At 46.8% G+C, this 17,091-nt stretch carries 18 protein-coding genes and 1 pseudogene; 17 read left to right on the forward strand and 2 right to left on the reverse strand.

Translation table 11 applies throughout. The features are described 5' to 3' along the window. The first annotated feature begins 119 nt into the window (after positions 1-119). Positions 120-800, forward strand: a complete 681-nt coding sequence (locus JSU04_06890) for a murein transglycosylase (GenBank protein MBS1970016.1) — start codon at positions 120-122, stop codon at positions 798-800. Between the two features lie 8 nt (positions 801-808). Here the strand turns inward: JSU04_06890 and JSU04_06895 are convergent, their stop codons facing one another. Then, positions 809-1,090 (reverse strand): helix-turn-helix transcriptional regulator, encoded by a 282-nt coding sequence (locus tag JSU04_06895; GenBank protein ID MBS1970017.1) that lies wholly within the window; start codon positions 1,088-1,090, stop codon positions 809-811. Positions 1,091-1,350: 260 nt separating this feature from the next. Between JSU04_06895 and JSU04_06900 the strand changes: the two genes are divergently transcribed. The 8 genes and pseudogenes from JSU04_06900 (at position 1,351) to JSU04_06935 (ending at position 9,171) form a co-directional block, all read left to right on the forward strand. Then, positions 1,351-2,604: a D-alanyl-D-alanine carboxypeptidase gene (locus JSU04_06900; GenBank protein MBS1970018.1), complete on the forward strand. Its 1,254-nt coding sequence runs from the start codon at positions 1,351-1,353 to the stop codon at positions 2,602-2,604. Continuing rightward, a pseudogene (locus JSU04_06905) lies at positions 2,601-3,426 on the forward strand (hypothetical protein). Before JSU04_06900 ends, JSU04_06905 begins: the two are co-directional and overlap by 4 nt. Before the next feature lie 161 nt (positions 3,427-3,587). Next, positions 3,588-4,412 (forward strand): flagellin FliC, encoded by an 825-nt coding sequence (locus JSU04_06910; GenBank protein MBS1970019.1) that lies wholly within the window; start codon positions 3,588-3,590, stop codon positions 4,410-4,412. Positions 4,413-4,780: 368 nt separating this feature from the next. Next, the gene (locus JSU04_06915; protein ID MBS1970020.1) at positions 4,781-5,257 is read left to right on the forward strand and encodes a cupin domain-containing protein; all 477 of its coding nucleotides are present in this window, start codon (positions 4,781-4,783) and stop codon (positions 5,255-5,257) included. Positions 5,258-5,499: 242 nt separating this feature from the next. Then, complete coding sequence (locus JSU04_06920; protein ID MBS1970021.1) at positions 5,500-5,799, forward strand: hypothetical protein; 300 nt, start codon at positions 5,500-5,502, stop codon at positions 5,797-5,799. A gap of 682 nt (positions 5,800-6,481) precedes the next feature. After that, positions 6,482-7,306, forward strand: a complete 825-nt coding sequence (locus tag JSU04_06925; GenBank protein MBS1970022.1) for a flagellin FliC — start codon at positions 6,482-6,484, stop codon at positions 7,304-7,306. Positions 7,307-7,642: 336 nt separating this feature from the next. Further along, positions 7,643-8,656, forward strand: coding sequence for a hypothetical protein (locus tag JSU04_06930; protein ID MBS1970023.1), 1,014 nt, complete (start codon positions 7,643-7,645; stop codon positions 8,654-8,656). A gap of 11 nt (positions 8,657-8,667) precedes the next feature. Further along, positions 8,668-9,171 carry a DUF4442 domain-containing protein gene (locus JSU04_06935; protein MBS1970024.1) on the forward strand — a complete coding sequence of 168 codons (504 nt, stop codon included), beginning with the start codon at positions 8,668-8,670 and terminating at the stop codon, positions 9,169-9,171. Here the strand turns inward: JSU04_06935 and JSU04_06940 are convergent. Next, a complete protein-coding gene (locus tag JSU04_06940; GenBank protein ID MBS1970025.1) occupies positions 9,168-9,614 on the reverse strand; it encodes a hypothetical protein in 447 nt (148 codons plus the stop codon). The two genes, JSU04_06935 and JSU04_06940, sit on opposite strands and share 4 nt — an antisense overlap. A gap of 421 nt (positions 9,615-10,035) precedes the next feature. On the opposite strand from JSU04_06940, the gene JSU04_06945 reads away from it, so the two are divergent. The 8 genes from JSU04_06945 to JSU04_06980 all read left to right on the forward strand — a co-directional run bounded on the left by JSU04_06945 (position 10,036) and on the right by JSU04_06980 (position 17,030). After that, complete coding sequence (locus JSU04_06945; GenBank protein MBS1970026.1) at positions 10,036-10,869, forward strand: flagellin FliC; 834 nt, start codon at positions 10,036-10,038, stop codon at positions 10,867-10,869. 166 nt (positions 10,870-11,035) lie between these two features. Continuing rightward, on the forward strand, positions 11,036-11,416 hold the full coding sequence (locus JSU04_06950) for a hypothetical protein (protein MBS1970027.1): 381 nt from the start codon (positions 11,036-11,038) through the stop codon (positions 11,414-11,416). Between the two features lie 235 nt (positions 11,417-11,651). Next, the gene (locus tag JSU04_06955) at positions 11,652-12,605 is read left to right on the forward strand and encodes a hypothetical protein (protein MBS1970028.1); all 954 of its coding nucleotides are present in this window, start codon (positions 11,652-11,654) and stop codon (positions 12,603-12,605) included. Between the two features lie 320 nt (positions 12,606-12,925). Beyond that, a complete protein-coding gene (fliD, locus tag JSU04_06960; GenBank protein ID MBS1970029.1) occupies positions 12,926-14,275 on the forward strand; it encodes a flagellar filament capping protein FliD in 1,350 nt (449 codons plus the stop codon). Positions 14,276-14,322: 47 nt separating this feature from the next. Then, positions 14,323-14,715 (forward strand): flagellar export chaperone FliS, encoded by a 393-nt coding sequence (gene fliS, locus JSU04_06965; protein MBS1970030.1) that lies wholly within the window; start codon positions 14,323-14,325, stop codon positions 14,713-14,715. 8 nt (positions 14,716-14,723) lie between these two features. Then, positions 14,724-15,149, forward strand: coding sequence for a hypothetical protein (locus JSU04_06970; GenBank protein ID MBS1970031.1), 426 nt, complete (start codon positions 14,724-14,726; stop codon positions 15,147-15,149). 180 nt (positions 15,150-15,329) lie between these two features. Beyond that, positions 15,330-16,403: a tetratricopeptide repeat protein gene (locus JSU04_06975; GenBank protein ID MBS1970032.1), complete on the forward strand. Its 1,074-nt coding sequence runs from the start codon at positions 15,330-15,332 to the stop codon at positions 16,401-16,403. A gap of 3 nt (positions 16,404-16,406) precedes the next feature. Further along, positions 16,407-17,030, forward strand: a complete 624-nt coding sequence (locus JSU04_06980) for a hypothetical protein (protein MBS1970033.1) — start codon at positions 16,407-16,409, stop codon at positions 17,028-17,030. Positions 17,031-17,091: the final 61 nt, after the last annotated feature.

Raw genomic sequence — 17,091 nt, forward strand, 5'->3', positions numbered from 1 at the left:
GAGTCTTTGGACACTCCCGTAATAGTTACAGCTATGACGGGTGCTTCAGGCTATTTTCACCAAAACAAGATATGATCCGCATTGGACTTGTTAGGCCTTCATGGTAGGTCCAATATCTTATGGCGAGATTAATTTTGGTCTTCCTCATTCTGCCTCTGCTGATTGCGGCTTGTTCCCGCAGTGTGGGCGACAATTTGCCAATGATAACGCCGACCATTTATTACAAGCCGGTGATCTATAAAGAAAAAGACATCTGTGCGAGTAATGAACTCAAAGATCTCATCGACGAGAACGACAAAGTTTTGATCTCACTTTGCAAAAAGAATTACGATAACTGCTTGCTACAAGGTTCTTGTTACGTGGTTGAAGACCAGCACACCCGCAATTTTAATTTCACAAAAAAGAAAGATGGCATTAATCGCTTTGCTGAGAAAAAAGAAGCGCGTTGTCCTTATGGCTATGGGGTTCAAGCGCTGTGCTTGGATCCTTTCTATTCTGTGGCCGCGGATCTTACTATTCACAAAGTGGGGGATGTGATTTTTGTCCCGAAGTTGGTGGGAGTGCGGTTGCCTGACGGAACAGCTCACAACGGGTACTTGGTGGTACGCGATCAAGGCGGCGCGATCCTCGGAGAAGGACGCTTTGATTTTTTCACCGGCTTTTTCGGCCCCTTTGATAAGGGCAACGTTTTTGCACAATTAGGATTAGGAGATAAGAATCATCGATTCGGTTATCAAAAAGTGAGTGAGGACATCGCTAGGATGGTTAGGGAATACCGGGCATACCCAAATATTCCCTAATTGCTCCATTAGCCTTTGCCTTTTTTGCCGTAGAATTTTTTGCGCAAGTCCACGGTCACCTGATTGATCATCGTTTTAAGAGTGATATCGAAAAGCATGTCAGGAGGAATTTGATACAGCTCACTGAGCTTTCTAAGAGTGTGAATCGGAGGGCTAGAGAGGCCACGTTCCCAGTTGGAAACGAATTGAGCTGAGGTGTAACCCAGCTTTTTGGCGATGTCCATTTGAGAGTGTCCAGATTCGATCCGCTTATCTCTCAGGAAATCGGCCAGAAGTTTATTCTCTTTCATATTAATCCTGTGCTTCGAGTTGTTACATCAATGTTGTTTTATCTGAGTATGACTAATCTAACTGAAAATAAAAATACCCTTATTGTTGTAAATGATAAGGGGCCGTCAAACCAGAAAAAAAACATTTAAAGGCAATTTTTCTAACCCTTTAGAGCGATTTTAGAAGGGCTCTAAATGTGATTTTCGCAGAAGAATTTATAACTTTTATATATTGCTGAGGGCGATAACGTGCGTATAGATGTCTTTGGAAAGGGGATAATGTGAAGGGAATAGTTCTTTTCAGCATTCTATTGGGCCTTGCTGTTCACGCAGAGGCGAAAACGAGTCTCAACTCCGTTTGCTATATGCTCGATGAAGGCGCTCGCTCAAAAATCCAAGGTGAACACACCAATGAACTTTTTGAGATTGCTTCAGTTTCTAAAGTCGTCACTTCTTATTGGGCCCTTCATCAATTAGGCCCTCAATTTCGTTTTGGTACTCGTATTTTTATTACCCCGGTGGGACGTGATGTTTTCGACGTGCACATTCAAGGGGCCCGAGATCCCTTTTGGGGCCGCCAGTTAACTCACTTTTTATTTTCACAGTTGAATCGAAATGGTGTTCGCGAAATTCGGAGGCTGAGTTTTGACGAGAATCTTGGTTTCCGCTGGCTTGTTATCTCAGACAACGTGGAATCTGAGGTGCTAACTCCGCAGGAAATTGCCGATTCTATTGCTCGGCACATTCGGGCGCTGGCGAGTGAATATCCTCGAACACGTCAAGAAGCTGCGAACCTCGGAATGAGCTTACCTAAGACTCTCAGTTTAAAAGCCCAATCCGTTGAATTTATACCAGCAAACACGTTCCAGCCGTCTTCTGGCACGAAGTCGTTCGTTGTGAAGTCTGCGCCACTTTATCGTTACCTCAAAGAAATGAACACAGTTTCGAATAATCATGTGGCGGATAAACTTTTTGAAATCCTTGGCGGAGTTCAAAACTTCCGTAACTTTGTACAAAGCAATTTAAATCTAAATGATCGAGATCTCGTGTTTGTGAATGGATCTGGAAACTCCATTGGCGGAGCGAATGGTGGGGTTAAAGATTATAACAGAGCCACCTGCGAGGCGATCCTGCGTGTTCAATATCAAATGCAATCCGAGCTTCATACGAAGCATGGTATGAGTTTAAAAGACGTGATGTCAGTTTCCGGTGCTGATGGTGGGACTCTGAGTCCGCGGTTTGATTCCATCCGGAACAGTATGGTGGCGAAAACGGGCACTGTAGATCCTGCCGTCACTCTGGCGGGAGTACTATCCACCAACCAAGGCGAAGTCTATTTCGGTGTTTTCATGAATACCGATAGTCCTGCGGATTGGAACAATGCTCGCGATCAGGTTCGAAACAAAGTCATGGATTTGATTCAGCAATACGGCGGCCGCCGCACGTTTGATTATGCAACACGAAGTTTCTTGCCGTTCGATAGTTCTTCTGGTGTTGCTTTTGAAGAGCCGCCCATCCTAACGGCCTTGCCATGAATGAAGCGTCCTCCGGCTATCGCATAGAAAAAGATCTGCTCGGAGAGAAAGCGGTTCCTGCGAGCGCCTATTATGGCATCCACACTTTGCGAGCGATGGAGAATTTTAAAATCTCTGGACGGGTGATCGCAAACCTCGGGCTTGAACTCGCGGGTCATAGCAAAGTATTACAAAATTCTTCATCCCCATGATCACGTGAATAAATGCCAGTCGATGAAGGGTCTAATGGCGGCGATGGCGAATCTTCAAGAAATGTTTACGAAAAAATCCAATGAGTTTGATCGATTCTTGAAAATGGGTCGCACACAATTGCAAGACGCCGTTCCAATGACCTTGGGTCAAGAGTTCGCAGCGTTTGCCACACTCATACGCGAGGATCAGAAAATTTTGGCGATGGTTGGTAAGCTGATCCTCGAGGTAAACTTGGGAGCAACAGCGATTGGCACAGGAGTGAACGCACCGAGGGGCTATGGGCCGCTTGCGGTGAAGCTTTCAAAAATTTGCAACGACTTACGGTTGCTCTCATCCGGGCCGCGCGCAGGTTTGAAAGAAATCAATCTGCCGGAACTCCAAGCGGGTTCTTCGATCATGCCGGCTGAAGCGGGGCAGTTACAGTTAAATGTCATGGAGCCTTTGATTGCGGAAAGTCTTTTTGAATCTATTCTGCTTTTGCAAAATGCTTGCATCGCTCTCGGTGAAAAATGCGTCGCGGGTATTGTGCGCGAGGTGGCCCTCGCTCGCGGCGTGGTCACTGAAGAGCAGCTGGATGAGGTCTTCTCGTTAGAGAACCTGATGAAGCCGAAATACGATGTCTCAAAATGAGTCGTGAGATCCAATAATATACAATGATCCTAAAGTTTTAACGCAATGCGCCGAAAAGATTCCTGACTGCTAGACAAAGGTCTTAAGAGTTTAAAAGTGGGCGCTTTTTTCCTTCCATAATGTCTCGGGGCGAGACACTCGGGGAAGGGGAGGTAGCTTCAATGTTACGTATTTCTCCTGTTTCGGCATCTCTGATGGCACAGCGATACCTGGGCTCCACCCAGCGTTCCACTGAAAAGGCCATGAAGGATTTGGCTTCTGGAACCCGCTTTAATACGCCCGGCTCTGATGCCGCCGGCGCTGCCATTGCAGAACAGCTTAAAGGTCAAATGAGGGGCCAGCGTGCCGCCCTCAACAATGCCGACAACGCCACGAGCTTTATTCAAGTCGCTGAGGGAGCCCTCAACGAACAGAATAATATTCTGATCCGCATGCGCGAGCTCGCAGTTCAGGCGGCCAGTGATACATACTCTGATAAAGAGCGCGAATATTTGAACTATGAATACACGCAGCTTTCGCAAGAGTTGGATCGTATTGCAAAGACCACCACTTTTGGTTCTACCCCATTGCTGAGTGGGAAATCGAAAGATTATGAATTCCAAGTCGGCACTTCGGGTGGGAGCGATAGTATTATTAAATATACTTCAGACACCGATACCACAGGCTCTTCATTGGGAGTGGATGGCGGTGATATTGAATCTAAGAGCGATGCCCGCAGTAACCTGAAAGACATCGATGAGGCGATGATGAAGGTGGCAGAGGCGCGCGCTAAATACGGAGCCGTCCAATCCCGCATGGACAGCGCCGCCAACAATCTCGCGGTGGGCATCGAGAACATCGAAGCCGCGCACTCGCGCATGGCCGACACCGACGTCGCTCAAGCGGTGAGCGAAGTTCGCCGTGGCCAGATCCTGCAGCAGTATCAAGCTTCGGTGTTGGCTCAGTCCAACATGTCGAATGAAGTGCTGCTGCGACTGATCGCTTAGGTGCCAGGTCCTGTTTCTTGGAATAACGCATAATTTTTAATTCAGGGGCGACAACTCGAGGCGAATAACGTCCATGGCGTTGTTCGCCTTTTTCTTTTTCTTGCCTGCACGGGGATTTCAAGGGGAAGGGGCTTAGGCTCTTGAATCATCGGGGACGGGCATCCAGCCGCTCACGCCAGCGTCCGCGCTTTGCGCGGATTCGCGCCATCCGGGCGCCGCTGGAGCCCCGCTGCTCCAAGAGCCTAAGCCCCTTCCCCTTGAAATTGTGCACTCAAGAGAAATAAAAATTCGATAGCACTCTTCGTTACTTGTTTGCGTTGGGCGGGTTCGTATTTAGAATTAACCTTCGCTATCTCGGAGAGTGGAATATGTCTGAATCTAAGAAGCCTGTTGCTGTTCAATCTTTAGATGTGCCTTTGCGGGTGAAGCCTTCGAATTATCCGGAGCCTTTTGCTTCGATGATGAATGGGCGCGAGAAGAGGCAGCTCGGGGATGTTTTTGGTTTGAATAATTTTGGCGTGAATCTTACGCGGTTGAAGCCAGGTTCTCAGTCTTCGCTTTTTCATCAGCATTCGAAGCAGGATGAATTCATTTATATTCTGGAGGGCGAAGCGACGCTGATTACGGATCATGCGGAAACTCTTCTGACTCCGGGAATGTGCGCGGGCTTTGCAGCTGGCGGAACAGCTCATCAGCTTGTGAATCGGTCTTCTGGGGATGTCGTCTATCTTGAAGTCGGCGACCGCACGCCGGGCGACGAGGGCTCATACCCGCGCGATGATCTTAAAGCGGTGATGGTGAACGGGAAGTGGGTTTTCACTCGCAAAGATGGCACGCCTTACTAAAATATAAAATCAAGTTGTGATAGCTCTAGTTCACGCCTCCGTCGAAGGGGAATACGATGGTGGTTTCAATATTTTGAAAACATAAATGATGTTTTTTAATTAGACACCGCCTTGCCAAATTCAGTCTGTTTTGTTGCCTGGCTGTGCCTTTTAATATGGAGGCTACTATATCCGTTTTCGCATGGTCTTGTGATTGCATGGGGGTTGGTATGTAAACAACATAACAATCAGGAGGATATCCTATGAAAAAGTTAACAGCATTTTTGGCTCTCGCAATCAGCATGACTTCAACAATGGCTTTCGCTGACAGCCAGGTCGAAGTTCAAACAGCTAAGAACCGTGAAAACACGATCAACATCACAATCACTGGCGAAGCTGCAGAACAAATCTCAGCTCAGCTTTCAAAAAACGGCATTAACATGAGAAGAGAGCCTTTCTCAGGCGCCATGGTTCAGTCAGGCACGGGCATCCGCTGCATCACTGAACACAGCAGCAAGCCCCTCTACTGCTCAATCTCCGTAGTAGGCACAGAAGTAAATTAAAAAGAATCAAGCACAACAGCTTGTACTGAAGCCACTGAGCACCACTCAGTGGCTTTTTTATTTCTAAATAACTTTCCCCGAAACGCCCTCGCGCTAGTTTCAGTGATATTTACGGAATTGAGTGATGGAACAAATTTGGGGGCGGAGGCAGGGAACTCCTCTGTGGGGGCCTTCGGTGGCGCATGGATGCGCGAACCCGCCCGAAAGGGCGGGCACCGACGAGCGAGGAGGCGTGCCCCCACAGAGGAGTTCCCTGCCTTCGTCACCAAATCCTTGTTCAAGACCATCCAACTCCGTAACATAATCACTGCAAGGTCTAGGAAGACCTAGACCTAAGTACGTAATTCTAAAAATATTTTTTTAAGCCCCAATCCCAATGCTTTCGCACACAAGACGCGCTGAGCCAAAGATCCAACTGGACCAAGGGCCTAAAGTTTCCTGGACCAAGGCCGAGAAGTACGGTGTACACGTTGGAGCTAAAACCTCGGGACCTTTGTCTAGCAGTCACTCGGCAAAACCTCCTTAGGCGGATAGCTCGCCTCTCTGAAGGGACAGTCACCCCGTCAGAGAGTGCGAGCCCGCTCCAATCTAAAAAAACATTTTAACGTAACTATTTTTTTAGAACTCCAGCGCGAGCTTCGGTGGGTCGGAACCGCGTTGGCTTTATCCTAAGGAGGATACAATGGGCTTAAGAATTCAGACCAATATGGCGTCTATCTCGGCACAAAGGGTGTTGTCGGTTCAGCAAAAGAGAGCTGAACATGCGACGGCGGCCTTAGCTTCTGGTTCGCGTATCGTGCATGCATCGGATGATGCTGCCGGCCTCGCGATCTCTGAAAATATCCGCGGTCAGGTTCGTGGTATTGCTCAGGCCAGAAACAATGCGTTCAATGCAACTTCAGCAATTCAAGTGTCTGAGGGTGGATTGAACGAAATCAGTAACATCTTGATCCGTTTGCGTGAGTTGGGAGTACAAGCTGCTTCTGACCATATCGGTGAGCGCGAACGCGGATTCTTGAATCTAGAGGCAACACAACTCACTCAAGAGGCCGATCGTATCGCTAAAACCACAGTGTTTGGTGATAAACGACTCTTGGACGGCTCCGGCGGTAAGATGGAGTTCCAGGTGGGTGCCTTCGCCGGTGATGAGAATATTATTAAGTACGATCTGGGTGCGAATGCAACTGGCTCTGAACTGGGTATCGATGGTCTTGAAGTCGGTACGAAATCAGACGCTCGTTCCGCTTTGAAAACAGTCGATGATGCCCTCGTGAAAGTCAGCTCCCTCAGAGCGAACTTCGGTGCGGTCCAAAGTCGCTTGGATTCAACAGTGAGCAACTTGGATATCCAGTACGAAAACTTAACGGCTGCGAACTCTCGTATCCGTGACACAGACGTAGCGAAAGAAACATCTGAGATGACGTCTGCCAATATCTTGCAACAAGCAGCGGTAGGGGTTTTGGCTCAAGCCAATCAAACACCAGCGGTTGCATTGAAGCTCTTATAATAAAATTTCACTGAAAGTTTCAGTGATACAAAATGGTGGGTCTGTGAGAGTGAGTGCTCGCAGATCTGCCAAGCCTTCAAGAATCTGGTTTGTCATTGCGGACAATATTTGAGGAGTTGGTGCAATCCTGACCGATTGCGCGAACTCTTGAGATAAATTTTAAAGGAGCTCCAGCGGGAACGGAGTTTCGAAATTATTACGAGTAGTCGCCCACAAAAACTACTCTTAAGCCCACCCCGGGAGGCGCAAGCCTTTCGGGGTTTTTTATTTTTGCGGCTTTCCTTGAATTTCCTCGCGCCTCTGTTTCTAATATTGAAATCATACAGAGGAGTCCGCATGCGCCAATGGGTGTTTATTCTTTTATCTACCGCGTTTCTATTGTCCTGCCAAACCACACCGAAGTGCGGGCCAGAGGTGCGTGCGGCTTTTGACGTGGGCTCAGGCTCAACCAAAATGAAAGTGGTGGAGTTCAATACCTGCACGCAGGATGTAACGCAAACGGTGCTCGAAGATCAGGTGAAGGTCGATTACCGCGAGGCCCTTGAAAAGAATGCGGCTGGAGAGTTTCCAGAGTCTGTTCAAACCGAAGGCTTAGCAGCTTTGGAGAAGTTGAAAGGCGAAGCTCAATCTAAAGGAGCTAAGAAGTTTACAGGTATTGCAACAGCAGCTTTTCGCCAAGCTAAAAACGCCGAGAGTTTCGTGAAAGCCATTGGCGAGAAGCTGGCTATTCCCCTAAAGGTGATCTCGCAAAGCGAAGAGGCCTTCTTGGGCTTTCAAGCAGCCCGTGGGAAAGTCAAAGTTTCTAGTGCGGATCTTGTAGTTTGGGATATCGGCGGCGGTAGCATGCAGATGACGAGCGTCGACGATACGTTAAAGCCAACTGTTTATTACGGCAATCTCGCTTCAGTCAGTTTTAAAAATCAGGTCATTGCAAAAATTCAGAAAAAAAATCCCGACAAGGTTACTTCACCAAATCCGTTAAAGAAAAAGAATGTAAAGCCATCTGTCGCTCTTGCGGAAGCAGAAGCGTCTGCGACAGTGCCGGCTAACATCAAAAAGAAATTCGCAAATCCTGAAATCGTGGTTGTCGGTATCGGTGGTGTTTTAGCAAAATCGCTGCCTCGTCAGATGATTGCCGGCAGTGCAATGACTCAAGAAACGATTCAGGCGGCACTCGAGATTCGCTCAAATATGACTGATGCTCAGATTAATGACCAATATGCGGCGACCGAAGTGACAAACCTTGCGTTGGTATTTGGCTTTATGAAAGCATTAGGTATGAAGTCCTACCAGCCGGCTGATGTGAGTCTCGTGGATGCGCTTTGGTCTGATCCGTTGGTGTGGCAGTAGAAGGAAAAACGATGACACCTGAGTCCTTAAAAACGCGATTCTTCAGATACGGCATTAATCTTTATCCGATGTTCTTCGGCACCGGTGGCAAGGTGCTGTTTATCGCGGGCGACTGGAAGAAGGTGGTTGTGCGTTTATCCTTAAACATGTGGACGCGCAATTATGTTGGCACGATTTTCGGTGGCAGCCAGTTTTCTGCCACGGATCCAATGTACATGGTGATGCTGATTAATATACTCGGTGATGAATATGTCGTTTGGGATAAATCGGCATCGATTCAGTTTAAAAAGCCCGGCAAGGGAAAGCTCAAAGCTGAATTCATATACACGGACGACGAGCTCGAACTCATCAAACGTGTGACTGCTTCTGAAGGGAAATATGAGTTCACCAAATCCGTCAGCTGGTTTGATGAGTCTGGGGCGATCGTTTCAACGATTGATAAGAATATTTACGTGGCAACCAAGACTTTCTATAAAGCCCGTCGCGATCGCCGCGAGAAAGCTGACAATAATTAGTACGGTGCCAGGTCCTTACATTGCTGCAGCGTCAGCCCAATAGGGCTGCTTAGCTGCGAATCGGGGAATGAGCGCACCCAAGAGTGGGCCGAGATCTCGATGCTCTTAAACTTGATATTGCGGCTTTTAGGGTACTTGAGATTCACAATGGTTGTGTTTTTGTCGAGCCAGCTTTTTTGCAGGCCTTCGGTCTGGATCTCTTTATCGTTTTCTGTCACGCGGATCTTGTACTTAAACATACGGATTTTGTAATTTTCATCCTGACAATCAAACTTCAACTTAATCGAAATCGCGTTGGTGTTTGGCAACTCAATCACTGACACACCCAGGGGACGGGCTTTGAGCTTTGTCATCGTTTCACCCGTTGCAGGATCCGTCTGCGCGCTTTCAGAAGAGGCGCACGCTGTGATTATCAGTGCTACTAGCAGAAGAGTATTTTTCATTTTCACTCTTAGAGTTTTAGCAGCATCCATTGCGCTAGACCAAGCCTTTCATCCGCCAAGACCAAGATCTCTTAGTATATAGTCCTGCATCCACCCGACGAGACTGTGGTCGGCCGTGGAAATTTCCTAGACCTTGATCCTGAAAATGCCGCCTAAAAGTCCTAAAAAGCAAAACCTTGGTCTAGTTCGCGCGCGACGATGGTCCAGTTCTGCTAGACGCGACTAAAGACTTCCACGACCTCGCCGAAAGGTATGTCAACAGCAACGACGACACCTCGACCTGGACGGGCTGAGAGGGACTTAAGGAGTGACTGCCGAGAGTTCATCGCTAGCAGGCTCTAGAGGAAGAAGTGAAGTCACCAACGTGTACAAACAGGCGGTCTAAGTAGGTATAAGACCGCCAAAAAAATGGAGGTCCCTCATGGGAATCAGAATTTCGACGAACGTAGCAGCTATCAATGCGCAGAGAACAATGGCTAATGGCCAGCGCGAAATCCAAAAGAGCATGGCTCAATTGGCTTCAGGTTCTCGTATCACTAAATCTGCAGACGACGCAGCAGGTTTGGCAATCAGTGAAAATTTAAAATCTCAAGGCCGTAGTATGGTCCAAGCTCAACGCAATGCCAACGATGGTATCTCAATGGTACAAACTGCTGAGGGTGGTTTGAACGAAGTGAGCAACATCTTGACTCGTATCCGTGAGTTGGGCATCCAAGCAGCTTCCGACACAGTAGGTGATCGTGAGCGTGGTTTCACTGATAAAGAGGTTCAACAACTTAAATCAGAAATGCAACGTATCTCTCAAACAACTCGTTTCGGAAATACACAGCTTCTGAATGGTTCAGGTAATACATTCGATTTCCAAGTCGGTATCAACAATAACGACTCAGAAGATCGTATCAAGTATGATTCTTCTATGACAAATGCATCTATCGATGAGTTGGGCGTAGATGGTCTCGATTTCACAACTAAAGAAGGCGCACAATCAGCTTTGGCTAAATTGGATGACGCTCAATTTAAAGTGAACGGCTACCGCGCAAGTCTCGGTGCGATTCAAAATCGTTTGCAATCGACATCTGACAACTTGGGTGTAATGTATGAAAACATCTCTGCAGCAAACTCTCGTATCCGTGATACAGACGTTGCAGCAGCAACTTCAGAGATGACTAGAAATAGCATTCTCTTGAACGCGAACACAAGCGTACTTGGTCAAGCTAACTCGACTCCACAGCTTGCTTTGAAACTCTTGGGTTAATTTTTAGAATTATAATAAAAAGATTTAAAAAGTTCTGGGAGGATGTTCTCCATTATCCTCCTAGTACCAACCTACCAGGGGAGTCGTCTCGGCTCTCCTGGGTACTTAGGTCCTGATTTTTGCTCGAAATTTAATCAATCTCGAGTAGAGACCGATAAGTAGGTTGATGAATATCAAAGGTCTTTTAGGAAACATACTACCAACGAGTCCGATTCGGGGCGCCTCGAAAACTGAGAGAGCGATCAAATCCGATTCGACGACGGACCGCGATGCCAATGGGCAGCAGGCCGGCGGCGGTAATCAGGAACATCGTGAGCCGATGACTGATGAGCAAATCCAAAAAGCCCTCGAGCAACTCAGAAATCTTCCTGGAGTTAAAGACCACAACTGGTCTGTTGAACTCACTCTCATCGAAAATAAGAAATTCGTCCTTGTCAAAGATACCAACGGCACAGTGATCCGCCGTATTCCTGAATTAGATCTATGGACTCTTCCCGCGGGCAATGACCCTGGCGCGAAAGGCCAGCTCCTTAAGAAATCAGCTTAAATCCGTTTATAGCCTCCTTTCGAAGAGGGACGAGCGCTTCCACACTTCCAAGCGAACTTTTTAAATAGCGAAAAAAAATCAGACACTTCAAAAAAGGAACACTGGGAACGCAGAAGTTCTATTCGAATATTTTTTGAAATCTGCCGCGATTTTTGACGAATTATATTTATTTTGGCTCGAGTATTTCTATTTTAAAAAGTCGGAGCTAACCTAATTACATCAAGGAGAATTCATTATGAAATCACGTTACTTGATTTTAGGTATCACAGCAGCTTCTATGTTATCTGCTTGCGGCGGAAAATTTAACGCCCCTAATTCCGTGGAATCTTCTCCGGCCAATAATAGTGCCTCAATCCCGGACTCTACGACTGGCAATACAGTTCCATCGAACAAAGTATTGCAAACTTTTGGCACAAGCCTTCGTCAAAAGTCTTCATTATCAGAGTCGCAGGTCCTAGCGCTTTTAAATTCCGGAGCCGTTGCTATCAACGCCAGTGGTCTCGGTTCAAGCACTGATGTGAATGCCTTAATACCTATTATTATTCAGGGAATCAGCCAAAATATCGGTACGACCATTCCTGGTTTGAACAGCTCACAGATCGCGACTCTTATCTCGGGACTTGGAACCTCTGCGATTGAAGCCTCGTTGGTGTCTTCTGGGGGCGCGATCTCCAATAGCCTGATTCAAAATATCTCAACGACGCTGTTTCAGAATCTTTCCGCGGCTGGGGTTAGCAATGGAAATCTGTCTTCGGTATCGAGTGTTTTAATGAGCTCCTTGGTTTCTTATCTCGGAACCTCCGGCTTGCCATCGGCAAATCTGTCGGCCTTGTTGCAAAGTCTCTCTTCAGGTGCGGTTCTTGGTGTCGGTAATCTCAATGTTGCTAGTCTTGGTTCAGTTATTTTATCTGATATTTTAAATAAGATCGGCGCAGGATCCATTCAAGGGCTTTCAGGTATTTCTAGCAGTAGTAGTGTGTTACAAACGCTTATAAACTCTTTGACTGCGGGATCTCAATCGGGCCTGTCTCAAGTTGTCAGTTCAAATTCATCACTGGGTTTGAATCTTAATCAATTGCTCTCGAATGTGATTTCCGGACAATCAGCCAATTTGGGCAAACTGGGACTCAACCCGACAGAACAGCAAGTAATTTCAGTTTTGCTGCAATTGTTGCTGGCAAAAATTTAATAGCAGAGACCGTTGATTTATCGCAAGAGGGGGCTTTCCACAGCTTGGATCCAAGCAAGCCCCTCTCTGTCATGGCTTTAAGTACTGGGCTTTACGACCGGTGCTTCCACCATAGTCCCGTCCAGTGTCAAAATTCCCTCTGAAAATAGCTGTTTTAAGCGGTTTTCGAGCTTTGTCCAGGTCATTTGATTGACTCACGGTTTTATAAATATTCTGAGAGAATAAATGTATCAGGGACGCTCTGATTTTAAGAACTAGGATGGTTCTTAGATAAACGAGTCAGGAGGACTCACAACGTGGCTGGCATTCGTATCTCCGGAATGGCCTCAGGATTACCGCCGAACATCGTCGATCAGTTGATGGACGCTGAGCGTATTCCTGTGAAAAACATGGAGCAAACGAGAGTCAAAAACGAAGACAAGCTCAAGCTTGTGACAGACCTCGAAACCAAAGTGAACGACATCGTAAAAAATCTCGGTGAGCTGACGAATACCAAGGGGTTCTCTGATAAAAAACTCACGAGCGGTGACCCGAATATCGCTGATGGATCTTTGGATCCAAACTTCGCGGTTCCAGGCGATTATAGCTTAGAAGTTCTGCAGCTTGCAGAGAAGCCTTCGGCAATTTCCAACGGCTTTCCTGATAAAGACAAAGCTCAGATGGGTGTCGGTTACATCAAGTTCAAAACTCCTGAAGGCACCAAAGAAGTTTATATCAATGGTGAAAACTCGACCCTCACAGGCGTTGCGGATCAAATCAATGCTGCCAACGCTGGTTTGCGTGCTTCAGTCATTGAAGACCGCAAAGATCCTGAAAATCCCTATCGCCTTCTTGTGGCAGGTTTGGATACGGGGAGTGACAAACAAATCGAATTTCCGAAGATCTATATGCTCGACGGGGATCAGGATATGTACTTCGACGAATCTCGCCCGGCGAAGAACGCGAAAATCAAAGTTGATGGCTTTGAAATCGAATTGCCTGAAAACAAAGTGGCGGACCTCTTCCCGGGCGTGACTCTGGATTTGAAGCAAGCAGCTCCGGGCAAACAAGTACGTATTAACGTCAAAGAAAACTACGAAGTTATTAGCGGCAAGATCAAGAGCTTCGTGGATGCATATAATGCGGTTCTTGGCTTTATTCAGCAGCAGCACAAACTCACGGCACAGAACGGCAGTAAGACGCCGACAATGGGCCCGTTGGGCGGTGACGGTCTTTTGCGCACGGTAGAGAGCTCTCTCCGCAGTGTGATCATGAATCCAATGTATGCGAACGAAAGTCCGATCAAGCTCATCAACGAACTGGGTATCGAGTTTAATCGTAACGGTACTTTGGATTTCAAACAGGACAAGTTCAATAAGGTTTTGCAATCAAACCCGCAAGGCGTTGCCGAGTTCTTCCGCGGTGACGGGTTTAAGACGGGATTCGTGGTCAACGTAAAGAATGCCGTGAACAACATGGTGAATTCCCAGTTTGGTCCCATCGGGAACCGCAAAAAAGGGATGCAGGACAAGATTGATCAGATCAACAAGCGTATCGACAACAAAGAACGTCAGTTGGTGCAGAAGGAAGAAAGCTTAAGAAAAAAGTTTGCAGATTTAGAATCAAAAATGTCTCAGCTGAACCAGCAAATGGGCTCTGTCCAGGCGATGGCTCAAGGGGCAAAAGGTTAATAACGAATTGAAACCGATTACAGGGATGGAGGCATAGAAGGAGATTTATGAAGAACGCCTATCAGAAGTACAAAACTACATCAATTCAAAGTGCGAGCAAAGAGAAGCTGTTGTTGATGCTTTATGAAGGAGCGATTCGCTTCGTCAAGCAAGGGATCAAAGCTGCTGAAGAAAAAAACATTGCCGAGCGTGGTTACAACATCGGTAAGGCCTTTGATATCGTCATGGAACTGAACAATACGCTGGACCACAAAGTTGGAGGCGAAATTGCGAAGAACCTCGAGCAGCTCTATATGTTTTTAATGGAGCAGTTCACGAAAGCCAATATCTCCGGTTCACCAGAACCTCTTTATGCAAGCCTCAAGGTTTTAGAAAACCTTTATGACGGCTGGGTACAGGCAGTGGAAAAACTTAAAAAAGAACAAGAAGTTAAGAAATAGGAGAGTGTATGCAAAGAATCATCAGTTTATTGCAGGAAAAGAACCACTACTTGGAAAAGTTCTACTCTCTGAACGAGACGGAAATTCTAAATTTCTCTATGGGAAATTTTGAAAATCTCGAGAACTTCTACAACACGCGCGAGCGTATTTTGGAAATCATCAGATATCTTGACGGTCAACTTGAGCAGGAAAACTCAGAGACGCATGACTTTAGCGGTATGAGTATCGAAGATCGCCGTCAAGTTGTTGAGTCGATGCGGACGAAAGACGAATACGTCAGCCGTATTATCGAGCAGGACCTGGAAGTTCTTGCCTGCATCGAGGCTGCGAAGTCGAACATCATCCGTGAACTTCAGGATGTGCGTCGAGCCCGTAAAGCCGTCGGTGGCTACAAGAGCCCGACCTTTAATAAGCGCCTCGACGAGGAAGTTTAGTCAATTTCATGACGTCTGGTGCCCGGTCGGAGTCAAACTTGTGGCTCATCTGTAATGATATGGGCGCCAGATCAAATTTAGATTCAATTCAGAAATAAAATTCTTTGGCATTGCGGTTGCTTTTCTAATTTTAGGACGCGTGATTCGTCTTAAAAAGGAGAAGGCCGAACAATGAACCAGTTGCTTGAATTACACAACCTTCAAAAGTCCAGCGATCTTTCGGCTGGTCCTGAAACTCATCCAGAAGCTGTCGTAGAAACGGCCGCACCGGCGGTCGCACCCACGGTGTATTTTGACCGTGCCGAAGCCATCCGTGATTTCGATCGCGAAACCGAGATGGAAAAACCGAAGGCGAGTACTGAGATCTTGGATGAGAAAGCCGCACTTCTCGTAGCCAACGCTCGCGTCTTGATGAAACATCGTGAATTCGCTCTGGCGCTAAATCTTCTCCGTAGCGCCAGCAACCGTCAGTCTAAGAACACGGTGATTTTAAATCTGTTGGCAGAGTGTCTTGAGCGCACTCAACGTTTTGACGAAGCATTGATCGTGCGTAGTGCGGCGGTAAAAGTAGCGTGCAACTTTGAGCAAGTGCATAAGCTTGCGACACTTTACTACAAGCTGGGTAAAGATGAAGAAGCTCACGGCCGCTACTTCGAGGCGCTGTCTTTGTTGACGGAAGAAAATGAAGCACTTTTTGAAATCTATAAGAATATCGGCAACATTTTGGTTCGCCAAGGCGATTTTGAAGGCGCCGAGGAGTATTATAATAAGGCCTACACGTTGAATCCGGGCTGCGACACGCTTTTGGTCAACTTCGGTACACTTGAAGTTCAGCGTCAGGATTATGACAAGTCTTTGTACTGCTTCCGCCAAGCCGTAAAAGCAAATCCAAAAAATGACAAAGCATGGGTGGGCCTGGCAATGGTTCACGCGCAGTTCGGCGATCACGCTTTGGCGTGGGCAAATCTGGAGACTGCGGTGGATATCAATCCTAGTAATCGCACAGCTGTCTTGCTTTTGGCCAGCTGGGGCGTTCGCGATCGCCGCGAAGATCAAAGCATTGAAGTTCTACAAAATTACCTCGGCCAAGTTGAGTTTGATGAAGACATGTCTTTGGCACTCATCAATCTCTATTGCAGCAATAGTCAGATCTCTGAAGCCAAGCTTGAGTGTGAGCGTGTGCTTCTATGGAATCCTGAAAATCAAGAAGTCGCTTCTTTGCGCGAGAAACTTAAAAATATTAAGAGAGCATAAGATATGAGCATTATTTCTTTTTCTGAGAACTCTGCAGGTTATTTGATTCCATTTGAAGACGGCAAGGCGCTTTGTGATTTCAATAGTCCCATCGAAGAGGCGGAAGCCTGGGTGGCAAAGCAAGATTTATCGATTTCTAATGAGATCGTTGTTTTGGGCCTGGGTGGCGGGTTTCACGTCCAGGCATTGAAAGAAGCGCACCCATACTTGAAAATTCACCTGATTGAATGCCGCGATCAACTTTTACCGATCTATAAAAAGCAGATTCAATCCCAGGTCGAAAACTATTCTTGTTTTCAAAGCCTCGAGTCTTTGTTGGACTCTGAAGTTTTTGAAACGGTCGTCATGAAGTCTTTGCCTGTTTATTTCATGCAAAATACTTGGGGCACGCAGGAAGATCTTTTCTATTCACTTTGGAAAAACTTAACTGGACGCTCAGTTTATGCGATTGCAAAGCATTTCGCGAACTTGGGCATTGAGATCGATGAAGGCACTTTGACTTCGCTCAAAGCAACAGAGAAGCCCCTGACAATCAAAGATGCAACGGACATCATTGCCAACTCTAACAGCCCGGCAGCTCAAGAAAGCCGCGGCTACTTTGAGACCTTGAAAGAACTTTTGAGATGATGATTTTAGGAATCTCGCTATTAAGAATTGGGGATCTGGTCCTCCAGAGGCCTCTGATTGA

Source organism: Bdellovibrionales bacterium (genome assembly GCA_018266295.1).
In the GTDB taxonomy this organism is placed as follows: domain Bacteria; phylum Bdellovibrionota; class Bdellovibrionia; order Bdellovibrionales; family Bdellovibrionaceae; genus JACMRP01.